An 11,194-nucleotide genomic window follows, 5' to 3' on the forward strand; every position below is an offset into this window, starting at 1 on the left:
GATGCGTAAACCGTCCATCCCGAGCGAAGTCGAGGGACCCGTCGAGCGAAGCCGAGACGGTCAACATCGCCCCTCGGCTACGCTCGGGGAAGTGCCTCGACTACGCTCGGCATGGACGGGTTTTGCTGTGGTTCGGTCCACAGCCGTCGCGCGCTAGCGCCCCCCATGCCGCTCGACGATCTCCTCGCCGGCATCGCCGCCGAAATGCGCGCCGCGCCGGATCGCGGACGCGTGGCCGACTATATCCCCAGCCTCGGGTCGGTCGATCCGGCCTGCTTCGGGATCGCGCTCTGCACCGCGGACGGCAGCTGCCACGTCGCGGGCGATGCGGACGTCGCCTTCTCGATCCAGAGCATATCGAAGGTCTTCGCGCTCACGCTCGCGCTCGGCAAGGTCGGCGACGCGCTCTGGTCGCGCGTCGGCCGCGAACCGTCGGGCAGCGCGTTCAATTCGATCGTCCAGCTGGAACGCGAGGCCGGCATCCCGCGCAACCCGTTCATCAACGCCGGCGCGCTGGTCTGCACCGATGTCCACCTCGCCGGCCATTCCCCGCGCGAGGCGATCGGTGAAATCCTGCGCTTCGTCCGCGCGCTGGCCGACGACGACGATATCGTGATCGACGAAACCGTCGCCCGGTCCGAACAGGAACATGGGTTCCGCAACGCCGCACTCGCCAACTACATCCGCAGTTTCGGCAATCTCAGCCAGCCGGTCGATGCGGTGCTCGGCACCTATTTCCACCAGTGCGCCATCGCCATGAGCTGCCGGCAACTTGCCATGGCCGGGCGCTACCTGATGCTCGGCGGCCGGTCGCCCGGGGCGGGGCGCATCGTCACCCCGGTGCGCGCGCGCCGCATCAACGCGATCATGCTGACCTGCGGCCATTATGACGCGTCGGGCGATTTCGCGTTCCGGGTCGGCATACCGGGCAAGTCCGGGGTCGGGGGCGGCATATTGGCGGTGGCGCCCGGCCGCGGGTCGATCGCGGTCTGGTCGCCCGGGCTGAACGCGCAGGGCAATTCGCAACTCGGCACGCTCGCGCTGGAACGGCTGTCGTCCGCGCTCGGCTGGTCCGTCTTCGATCCGGTGGACGCATGACCGCGCCCGCCGAGGACGCGCCCGACCTGTCGCGCAAGATCATCCATGTCGACATGGATGCCTTCTACGCCTCGGTCGAACAGCGCGACGATCCGGCACTGCGCGGCAAGCCCGTCGCGGTCGGCGGATCGCGCGAACGCGGCGTGGTGGCCGCCGCCAGTTACGAGGCACGGCGCTACGGCGTGCGCTCCGCCATGGCATCGGTCACCGCGCGCCGCAAATGCCCGGACCTGCTGTTCGTCCGCCCGCGGTTCGATGTCTACAAGTCGGTCAGCGACCAGATCCACGCCATCTTCCGCCGCCATACCGACCGGATCGAACCGCTGTCGCTGGACGAGGCGTACCTCGACGTCACCGGCGTGCCCTCCGCGCGCGACGTAGCGGAGGCGATCCGTGCCGCGATCCGCGCCGAGACCGGCCTTACCGCCTCGGCTGGCGTATCCTACAACAAGTTCCTGGCAAAGGTCGCGTCGGACCATAACAAGCCGGACGGCATCTGCGTCATTCCGCCGTCCGCCGGCCCGCGCTTCGCCGCCGCCCTCCCGGTCGGGCGCTTCCACGGCATCGGCCCCGTCACCGCGGCCAAGATGACCGAACATGGCATCCTGACCGGTGCGGACCTGCTGACCCGGCCGGCCGACTGGCTGCGCACCCGGTTCGGGAAGGCGGCGGACTATTATCTGCGCGCCGCCGCGGGGTTGGACGACCGCCCGGTCCGGTTCAACCGCGTCCGCAAGTCGATCGGCGCGGAACGCACCTTTTCCGCCGACATCGCCGACGATGCCGGCCTGTTCGCCGCGCTGGATCCCGTACTGGACGCCGTCTGGGAACGGATCGCCCGGTCCGACGCCGCCGGCCGCACGGTGACGCTGAAGGTGAAATATGGCGATTTCCACCAGATCACTCGCGCACGCAGCAGCATGCGGCCCGTCGCGACGCGCGCCGTACTGGACGAAACCGCGCGCGGGCTGCTGCGTGATCTCCTGCCGGTGCCCAAGGGCGTCCGGCTGCTCGGCGTGACACTGTCGGCGCTCTGTTCGCGCGAACCGCCGAGCCAGACGGGATTGCTGCTATGACGACCACGCCCGTCTTTGTCCGCGTCGTGGATCTCGAAACCACCGGGTCGCGTCCGCCTGCGCACGCGGTCTGCGAAATCGGCTGGCAGGACGTCGTGCTGGGCGACGACGGCGTCTGGCGGGTTGGCGGTCAGGACGGCGCGCATTTCGTCAATCCCGGCCGCCCGATCCCGCCAGTGACGCAGGCCGTCCACCACATCATCGACGCCGACGTGGCGGACGCCCCCCGGTGGCCGGACATCGCGCCGACCGTCCTGCGCAGCGACGCGGTCGCACTGGCCGCCCACCGCGCCACGTTTGAACAACGCTACTGCACGGCGCCGCTGACCGGCAATGCCGGCTGGATCTGCACCTGGAAATGCGCGCTCCGCCTCTGGCCGGGCAGCCCGTCCTTCTCCAACCAGGTGCTGCGCTACTGGCGCAACCCGGCCGGCCTCGACCGCAACCGCGGCCTGCCCGTCCACCGCGCCTTTCCCGACGCCTACGTCACCGCGCACCATCTGCGCGACATGCTCCAGACCACGTCCGTCGCGACGCTGCTTGAATGGAGCGCCCTCCCCGGCCTCCTCCCCCGCGTCCCCGCCGGGCCCCTGCGCGGCACCGCCTGGACCGCGCTCGACACCGACGCCCTGACCCGCTTCACCACCGACCGCGACGAAGACGTCCGCTACTCCGCCCAGACCGAACAGCGGCGGCGGGACGGCGCGGCGGACCCGGTCGACGAACCGGACCAGCCGAGCTTGTTCTAGGGCTGGTGGCCTCGGTACAGAAACCGCAGCCAAATCCGTTTGGTTCGAGCCTGTCGAGAACCCCGCGCAGAGTTCTCTACAGGCTCAGCCCCTACTCAGCACAAACGGAAAAGAACGCGACCCATTACCGCGTCGCGTTGTACCGCAGTTGTTCCTCGTTCAGCTGGAACCCGATCAGCAGTTCGAAGCTGGCGCGCGCCACGGCCGCCCGCGTCGCCGGATCGTTCATCGGGTCGATCGATGCGTCGGCGTCGGTCGGCTTGCGGCGGCGCGTCACTTTTTCCAATATGTCCGCCGGCAGCGTCGCGGCGGCCGCGTTCACGGTCGCGCCCGCGCTGCCCATGGCACTCGCGCGCAACTGGCCTTCCGCGAACCGCAGCGTCACCTGCTGCACCTGCTTGGACACCACGGTCGTCCCGCCGCGCATGACCGTGGCGAAATAGGGCAGCGTCACGTCGCGCGCCGGGCCGGCCACGGCACGCCGCGCCTGGACTTCGAACGTCGCGTTGGTACGGATCGGGTCCGTCGGCCCGCTGCACGTCGATTGCAGGTTGGTGATCGTCGCGGTCACGTCGATCGCGCGCGCATCGCGGCTGGCGGGCGGGTCGAACAGCGTGACGTCACCGGTATAGGTCGGCACCGCCACCGCCGGACAGGCCGACCGCGTGATGCGCACCCCACCCGTTTCGTCGAATTCACCCGCGGACGAACAGGCGGAGAGCGATACGGCCGCGACGGCGCCGATCAATACGGGGGTCAACAGGCGCAAGGCGGCACTCCGGAACACGGATGGGAACGGGCGGATCATAGGAACCGGCTTCCGGACAGGCAAGCAATCGCGTAAAGCCTGCGGTATGTCCGATCCGTTTCCCCCCGCCACGCCCGCCGCCACATCTGCCGCCGGCGGCGATGCGTCCCCGGTGCGTCCCGCGCTTGCGCTGCTGATCGCGGCCCCGCGCGGTTTCTGCGCCGGCGTGGATCGCGCGATCCGGATCGTCGAACTGGCAATCGAGAAACATGGCGCCCCGGTCTATGTCCGCCACGAAATCGTCCACAACAAATATGTCGTGGACTCGCTGAAGGCGAAGGGCGCGATCTTCATCGAGGAACTGGACGAGGTGCCGGACGGCGTACCGGTCGTCTTCTCCGCGCACGGCGTGCCGAAATCGGTGCCCGCCGACGCGGAGGCACGCGGGCTCTATTATCTCGACGCCACCTGCCCGCTGGTGTCCAAGGTCCACCGCCAGGCGGAACGGCTGGTCGAAATGGGCCGGCACATCCTGTTCATCGGCCATGGCGGTCATCCGGAGGCGATCGGCACGTTCGGCCAGGTGCCCGTCGGCGGCATGACGCTGATCGAAACCGCGGCCCACGCCGAACGGCTCGTTCCGGCCGACCCGGACAATCTGGCGTTCCTGACGCAGACGACGTTGTCGGTGGACGATACGGCGGACGTCATCGCCGTCCTGCGCCACCGCTTCCCGTCGATCCTCGGCCCGAAGGGGGAGGATATCTGCTACGCCACGTCCAACCGCCAGGCCGCAGTCAAGGCGATCGGGCCGCAGTGCGACGCCATGCTCGTCATCGGTGCGCCCAATTCGTCCAATTCACTGCGGCTGGTGGAGGTCGCGGCGCGCGGCGGCACCAAGGCGAAACTGATCCAGCGCGCGACCGAGATCGATTTCGAATGGCTCGCCGGCGTGCGCACGCTCGGCATCACCGCGGGTGCTTCCGCCCCGGAGGTGCTGGTCCGCGAGGTCGTCGACCGGCTCGCCACCCGCTTCACGATCGAGGAGCGCGAGGTCGAGAGCGTCGCGGAAACGATGGTCTTCAAGCTGCCGCGCAGCCTCGAAGCCGCCTGACACCCCCGCCTGACACCCGCTCCGCTTCACGCACCGGAACCCGCCATGGCCGTATTCACCCAGGTCTCCGCAGAGGAGATGGCAGCCCTGCTGGCCCGCTACACCGCCGGCACGCTGTTGTCGGCAAAGGGCATTGCCGAAGGGGTGGAGAACAGCAACTTCCTGGTCGACACGACCACCGGCCGCTACATCCTGACGCTGTACGAAGGGCGCGTCGACGCGGCCGACCTGCCCTTCTTCCTGTCCCTACTCGATCATCTCGCCGATGCCGGCCTGCCCGTCCCGCGTGCTATCCGCGACCGGGCGGGGGTGCAGGTCCAGACCGTCGCCGGCCGCCCCGCCTGTCTGATCGAGTTCCTGTCCGGCGTGTCGGTCACCCATCCCACCGCGGTGCAGGCGCGCGCCGCCGGGGCCGCACTCGGCGCGTTGCATGCCGCGCTGCGCGATTTTGCGCCCCGCCGCCCGAACGCGCTGGGCATCGCGGGGTGGAACGCGCTGGCCGATCGCTGCGGCGACGATCTCGATCGGGTGATCCCCGGGCTGACGGCGCGCGTGGCCGACGAACGTGCGTTCCTCGACGCGCACTGGCCGCACGCCCTGCCCGTTTCCACCATCCATGCCGATCTGTTTCCGGACAATGTCCTGATGCTGGACGACGCGGTCACCGGGATGATCGACTTCTACTTCGCCTGTACCGATCTGCGCGCGCTCGACGTCGCGGTCACCCACGCCGCCTGGTGCTTCGATCCGGACGGCAGCGTCTTTCACCGCGACCGGGCGGCGGCCTTGCTGGCCGGCTATGCCGAGACCTTCGGCCTGACCGATGCCGAGCGTGCGGCCCTCCCCATCCTGGCCCGCGGCGCATCGCTTCGCTTCGCGCTCACCCGCGCGTGGGACTGGCTGAACACGCCCGGCGACGCGCTGGTCACCCGCAAGGATCCCACCGCCTTCGTCCGCCGCATGGACGCCTATCGCGATCTGCCTGTGAAAGACCTGTTCCCGCTATGACGACCGACCTCGCCGCGCTTTCGGCCACCGACCCCGCTGCGCTCACGACCGTGGAAATCGCGACCGACGGCGCCTGCAAGGGCAATCCCGGCCCCGGTGGCTGGGGCGCGCTCATCCGCGCGGCGGGCAAGGAGAAGGAATTGTCCGGCGGAGAGGTGCTGACCACCAACAACCGCATGGAACTGATGGCCGCGATCCGCGGGCTGGAGGCGCTGACCCGCCCCTGCCACGTCATCCTTTCCACCGACAGCCGTTACGTGATGGACGGCCTGACCAAGTGGATCAAGGGCTGGCAGAAAAACGGATGGAAGACCGCCGCGCGCCAACCCGTCAAGAATGCCGACCTGTGGCAGGACCTGATCGCCGCCTCCGCCCGCCATTGGATCGAATGGAAATGGGTCAAGGGCCATGCCGGCCATCCCGACAACGAACGCGCCGACATACTGGCATCCACCGCCGCGCTAGGTGCCCGCCGCTAACGGCGACATGGGCTTAAACTAAACCGTCCATCCCGAGCGCAGTCGAGGGACCCGTTGAGCGTGGCCGAGACGTCCGACAGCACCCCTCGGCTACGCTCGGGGGAGTGCCTCGACTGCGCTCGGCATGGACGGATCTGGATTGAGTCAACCAGAACTCATCTGTGCGCACTCCCGCGCGTACCTCCTTCGGACATGAGGCAACGAAAGCCCTGGCCCGGACGTTCAATTGTCATTCAGGCAAACCGCCCCATATAGGCGGTCAACTGCCCAGAATTCCGTCCGCCAGAAAGTCGAACCCCATGTCGCTCCGTCGCACGATTCTCTCCCTCGCCGCTCCGCTCTCCCTGCTCGCGCTCAGCGCGTGTGCCACGCCGTTCGCGGCCGACGTTTCGCGTTACCAGCGCATGCCCGCGCCGCAGGGACAGAGCTTCGTCGTCCAGGCGCTCGATCCGGACAAGCGCGGTGGCCTCGAATTCGCACAGTATGCCAGCTACGTGACGCAGGAACTGGCCCGCCAGGGCTATCGTCCGGCCGCCACGCCGTCGGCCGCCACCTTCGTCGTCTCGCTCGACTACGGCGTGGACAATGGTAACGAGAAGGTCGTCTCCACCCCCGGCTTCGGCGGCGGATTCGGCTATGGCGGGTTCGGCGGCTTCGGGCGCTTTGGCTATGGCCGCTACGGGTTCGGCTCGCCCTTCTTCTACGGCTATGGCGATCCGTTCTTCGGTGGCGGCTACAACAACGTCCAGAGCTACACCTATTTCACCACCTTCCTCGACATGCAGATCAGCCGCACCGCCGATGGCGAACGGCTGTTCGAGGGTAAGGCCAAGGCCCGCTCGCGCACCGACAGCCTGCCGCGCATCGTCCCCAATCTGGTCGAAGCGATGTTCACCGCCTTCCCCGGCCGTTCGGGCGAGGAGGTGCGTATCACCATCCCCGAGGACAACCGCCCCTCCACCATCCGCGACCGTCGCCGTTAAGTCACCGCGCCAGGCAAGAACGAAAGCCCCGACCGAAAGGCCGGGGCTTTTTCATTGGCATCGCCCGCGTCCCGCAGAGGGTGATGACGCTAGTCCGGTCCTCGACTACGCTCGGCACAAGCGGAAGTGAGGCGGATCGCTGACGCGCGCAACGCGTCGCCTTATCGCGACGTCTGGCCCTGCGCGGCCATCGCCACCAGTTGCGTTTCGATCAGCGCGACGGCGTCCGAAACACTAACAATTGCTGTATCCACGATGAGCCGAGGTTCCGTCCACGGGACATAGTCGTGCGAGACCACCGACGCCCATGTCGGCAGCGTGAAACCATGTATGTCCGGCGCACGCCCCTCCACCCGACGCCGATGTTCGGCTTCGTCGCTACAGACGACTTCCACCTCGACGAGACGTACCCCCACCACGGCGCGCGCCACCGCGCGCCAGCCCTCGCGGCTTTCGGGAACGGGGTTGACGCCGTCGGCGACAACCGGATTGCCAAGCTTCAGGTTCGACGCTGCAACCGCAAAGGCGACGGCATAACCTGCGGCACCGACATCGTCGGCAAATCCCGGATAGTGCCGGAGCGCATGTTCGATCTCGTCGACCCGAACATAGGCCGCCGACAATCTGACGACCAACGCCTTTCCGATCGTCGTCTTGCCCGTACCGGGCAGTCCGCTGAGAACGATGAGCATCAAATCTCCGCCGTCATGTCGGCCGGGCCGGTCCCCCGCCTGAGCGACGCGCCCTATCCGCAACACCCGACACCCCGACGCGCGGCAGACACGCCGGCGCGGGCCTTCAGCCTTCCAGCTGGCGGATCAGCAACCGCACGTCGGCGTCCAGTTCGGCATCCTGCGCGCGCAGCTTCTCGATCTGCTTCACCGCGTGGATCACGGTCGTATGATCGCGCCCGCCGAATCGCCGGCCGATCTCGGGCAGCGAACGCGGCGTCAGCTGCTTGGACAGATACATCGCCACCTGTCGCGGCCGCGCGACCTCGCGCGCGCGGCGCGCGCTCGACATCTCTGTCTGGCGGATGCGATAATGATCCGACACACGCCGCTGGATCTCCTCGATCGTGATGCGACGCTGGTTAGCGCGCAACAGGTCGGACAGCGTCTCCTGCGCAAAATCCATGTCGATCGTCCGCCCGAGCAGCGTGGCATAGGCCACCACACGGTTCAGCGCGCCTTCCAGCTCGCGGACGTTCGCGCTGATCCGCTTGGCCAGGAACATCGCGACATCGGCCGGCACCGCGGCCCCGGTCATGCCTTCCAGCTTTTTGTCGATGATGTTCAGCCGCAGCTCGAAATCGGCCGGGTTCACGTCCGCCACCAGGCCCCAGCCCAGCCGCGACAGGATGCGGCTTTCGATCCCTTCCAGGTCCTGCGGGCTGCGATCCGCAGTGATGATGAGCCTGCGCCCGGCCGAGATGATCTCGTTCATCGTGTGGAAGAATTCTTCCTGCGTCGAATCCTTGCCCGCGATGAACTGGACGTCGTCGATCATCAGCAGGTCGGCGGACCGCAGCCGCGCCTTGAACGACAGCGTATCCTTCGCGCGCATCGCGGACACGAATTCGAACATGAACTTTTCGGCGGACATGTAGATCACGCGCGCATCCGGGTGGCGCGCCAGATAATCCTGGCCGATCGCATGCATCAGGTGCGTCTTGCCGAGGCCGGTGCCGCCATGCAGGAACAGCGGGTTGAACGTCACCGGCCCACCCAGCGCCAGCGTCCGCGCCGCGTTGTACGCGACCTCGTTGGCCTTGCCGACCACGAAGCTGTCGAAGGTGTAGCGCGCTTCCAGCGGCGTCCCGATCGGCGACAGCGGCGCCACCACCGGCTCGGCGACGGCAGCAGCGGCGACCGGCTCGATCGCGGACGGGGTGTCCGCGCCAAAACTTGCCAGCCGGACGGCCTCGCTGCGGGCCGCCACGCGCACTTCGGTCACATGCGGCAACACCGCGCGCCACGCTGCGCGCAGCTGGTCGGAAAAATGCGTCGCGACCCAGCTCGCCATGAAATCGGACGGCGCGGCCAGCGTGACGACGCCGTCAACGTCGTCGAATCCGTCCAGCCCCAGCGGCTTCAGCCAGCCGTCGAACGTGCGCGCACCCAACGACCGGCGGAGCATATCGCGGACGGCGATCCATGCGGCCTCGACCGGGGACATCCCCGCGGCAACATCGTCGATCGCCTCCATTGCAACTGCCACGCCCGTCTCCCCATTCACCGCGCCACCAAGGCTGCGACATGTCAGTCCTGTCGATCCACCGTCCGGAAAGGTCTCCTGCGTCCTTCCGACGGAAGGACGCACGTTTCCGATGCGAAAGCCGCGAACGGCCACCACCGGAGTCCGGATCACCAAGACTGTGTGCCGCCAACGGAGAGTCGCCCCGCGGCAGACCCCTTTCTAGGGACAGGCGCGGGGCGCGATCAATCCCCGGAAATGTCACTGAACGGAAATAAACCGTTTGACAGCCAAAGCCCGCAGAAATGCGTCCGATGCCTCGCAAGCCATTCCAGTTCAACGATTTTCCGGCAGCCGTTGCCCGTCTGTTCCAAACGAATCAAACGAGGAACCGCGGTAATCCGCGCTTTTCCGGACGCACGAAAAAACCCGGCGGCTTGGTAGCCACCGGGTCTTTTCATACCATCCGCTAACACCGCCCAAGAGCGATGCGTACGCCTTAGCCCAGCGCGGCGACGCGCTTGGTCAGGCGCGAAATCTTGCGCGAAACGGTGTTCTTGTGCAGCACGCCCTTGGACACGCCGCGCATCATCTCCGGCTGAGCCGCCAGCAGTGCCGTTGCCGCTGCATCCTTGTCGCCCGTCGCCAGAGCCAGTTCGACCTTCTTCACGAACGTCCGGATCCGGCTCACGCGCGCGCCGTTGATTTCGGCACGACGCTCATTGCGGCGGATACGCTTCTTGGCTTGTGGCGTGTTCGCCATAGAAATCAGTCCTCGACAGGCTAAATGATTTAAACGGCGCAGGCGCAGGCCCGAACCGTGAAGGCGCGTTCCCTACTGCGATTCCCCGGACCGGTCAACCGAAACGGCGTTCCTCAACGCTGGCATTTGGGGCACCAGAAGGTCGATCGCCCGCCCTCCGCGCGGCGTTCCACCACACCCCCGCATGGGCAGGCGTCACCCGTCCGGCCATAGACCCGGAACTGCGTGCTGAAATAGCCCAGATTGCCGTCCGGCTGCGCATAGTCGCGCAACGTCGATCCGCCCGCGTCGATCGCCGACAGCAGCACCGCGCGCACCGCATCGACCAACCGCCCCAGCCGCCGCGGCCCGATCGAACCGCCTGCACTGGACGGCGCGATCCCCGCCATGTTCAGCGCCTCGCACACATAGATATTGCCCAGCCCCGCCACGATCCGCTGATCGAGCAGCAACGCCTTGATCGGTCCTGCCCGTCCGGCGAGCTTCGCACTCAGGTAGGCGCGATTGAACGCCGCCCCCAGCGGCTCCGGCCCCAGCGCGGCGAACGCCGGGAAGGCCTCCACGTCGTCGGTCCGCACCAGGTCGATCGACCCGAACCGCCGCGCGTCGTTCAGCGCCAGCCGTCGCCTCGCATCGGTTTCCAGCACCAGATGGTCATGCTTCCCCACCTCGCCCGGATCGATCCGCCAGCGCCCCGACATGCCCAGATGAAAGATCATCGTATCGCCGCGGTCCGTGCTCACCAGACCGTATTTGGCACGCCGCCCCAGCGCGGTCACCACCGCCCCCGTCATCCGCTGCCGCAGGTCGACCGGTATCGCCCGCCGGATATCCGCCCGGCGCGGCTCCACCAGGGTCAGCCGCGCCCCCTCGAGCACAGGACGCAACCCCCGCACGGTCGTCTCGACTTCCGGTAATTCTGGCATGGTGCGGAGATATGGTCGGGGACCGCCCGCGGCAAGCGCGCCCCCGGATCTGCG

Annotated in this window: 12 protein-coding genes; 7 read left to right on the top strand and 5 right to left on the bottom strand. The window is 67.7% G+C overall.

Annotated elements, in window-relative coordinates:
• The first annotated feature begins 165 nt into the window (after window positions 1–165).
• From BKY59_RS03340 to BKY59_RS03350, 3 genes are read left to right on the top strand one after another with little or no spacing between them, the layout of a single operon-like run.
• A complete protein-coding gene (locus tag BKY59_RS03340; protein ID WP_076068674.1) occupies window positions 166–1,098 on the top strand; it encodes a glutaminase in 933 nt (310 codons plus the stop codon).
• Window positions 1,095–2,174, top strand: coding sequence for a DNA polymerase IV (gene dinB / locus BKY59_RS03345; RefSeq protein ID WP_076068675.1), 1,080 nt, complete (start codon window positions 1,095–1,097; stop codon window positions 2,172–2,174). The genes BKY59_RS03340 and dinB overlap by 4 nt, the downstream gene beginning before the upstream one ends.
• Window positions 2,171–2,923 (top strand): 3'-5' exonuclease, encoded by a 753-nt coding sequence (locus BKY59_RS03350; protein WP_076068676.1) that lies wholly within the window; start codon window positions 2,171–2,173, stop codon window positions 2,921–2,923. The genes dinB and BKY59_RS03350 overlap by 4 nt, the downstream gene beginning before the upstream one ends.
• Before the next feature lie 124 nt (window positions 2,924–3,047).
• On the opposite strand, the gene BKY59_RS03355 is transcribed toward BKY59_RS03350, so the two are convergent.
• Window positions 3,048–3,692, bottom strand: a complete 645-nt coding sequence (locus BKY59_RS03355) for a hypothetical protein (protein ID WP_240499936.1) — start codon at window positions 3,690–3,692, stop codon at window positions 3,048–3,050.
• Window positions 3,693–3,777: 85 nt separating this feature from the next.
• Here BKY59_RS03355 and ispH point away from each other — a divergent pair, with 85 nt between their 5' ends.
• The 4 genes from ispH (at window position 3,778) to BKY59_RS03375 (ending at window position 7,255) form a co-directional block, all read left to right on the top strand.
• Window positions 3,778–4,785 carry a 4-hydroxy-3-methylbut-2-enyl diphosphate reductase gene (ispH, locus tag BKY59_RS03360; RefSeq protein WP_076068678.1) on the top strand — a complete coding sequence of 336 codons (1,008 nt, stop codon included), beginning with the start codon at window positions 3,778–3,780 and terminating at the stop codon, window positions 4,783–4,785.
• 45 nt (window positions 4,786–4,830) lie between these two features.
• A complete protein-coding gene (gene thrB / locus BKY59_RS03365; RefSeq protein ID WP_076068679.1) occupies window positions 4,831–5,793 on the top strand; it encodes a homoserine kinase in 963 nt (320 codons plus the stop codon).
• Window positions 5,790–6,272, top strand: a complete 483-nt coding sequence (gene rnhA, locus BKY59_RS03370; protein WP_076068680.1) for a ribonuclease HI — start codon at window positions 5,790–5,792, stop codon at window positions 6,270–6,272. Before thrB ends, rnhA begins: the two co-directional genes overlap by 4 nt.
• Window positions 6,273–6,571: 299 nt before the next feature.
• Window positions 6,572–7,255: a DUF4136 domain-containing protein gene (locus tag BKY59_RS03375; protein ID WP_076068681.1), complete on the top strand. Its 684-nt coding sequence runs from the start codon at window positions 6,572–6,574 to the stop codon at window positions 7,253–7,255.
• A 161-nt stretch (window positions 7,256–7,416) separates the two neighbouring features.
• On the opposite strand, the gene BKY59_RS03380 is transcribed toward BKY59_RS03375, so the two are convergent.
• From BKY59_RS03380 to mutM, 4 genes are all read right to left on the bottom strand, one after another.
• On the bottom strand, window positions 7,417–7,947 hold the full coding sequence (locus BKY59_RS03380; protein ID WP_076068682.1) for a P-loop nucleotide/nucleoside kinase family protein: 531 nt from the start codon (window positions 7,945–7,947) through the stop codon (window positions 7,417–7,419).
• A gap of 106 nt (window positions 7,948–8,053) precedes the next feature.
• Window positions 8,054–9,463 carry a chromosomal replication initiator protein DnaA gene (gene dnaA / locus BKY59_RS03385; protein ID WP_076068683.1) on the bottom strand — a complete coding sequence of 470 codons (1,410 nt, stop codon included), beginning with the start codon at window positions 9,461–9,463 and terminating at the stop codon, window positions 8,054–8,056.
• Between the two features lie 487 nt (window positions 9,464–9,950).
• Window positions 9,951–10,214 carry a 30S ribosomal protein S20 gene (rpsT, locus tag BKY59_RS03390; protein WP_076068684.1) on the bottom strand — a complete coding sequence of 88 codons (264 nt, stop codon included), beginning with the start codon at window positions 10,212–10,214 and terminating at the stop codon, window positions 9,951–9,953.
• A 113-nt stretch (window positions 10,215–10,327) separates the two neighbouring features.
• Entirely contained in the window at window positions 10,328–11,140 is an 813-nt protein-coding gene (gene mutM / locus BKY59_RS03395; protein WP_076068685.1) for a bifunctional DNA-formamidopyrimidine glycosylase/DNA-(apurinic or apyrimidinic site) lyase, read from the bottom strand.
• Window positions 11,141–11,194: the final 54 nt, after the last annotated feature.

It is taken from the genome of Sphingomonas montana (genome assembly GCF_001956315.1).
Lineage (GTDB): Bacteria > Pseudomonadota > Alphaproteobacteria > Sphingomonadales > Sphingomonadaceae > Sphingomonas_R > Sphingomonas_R montana.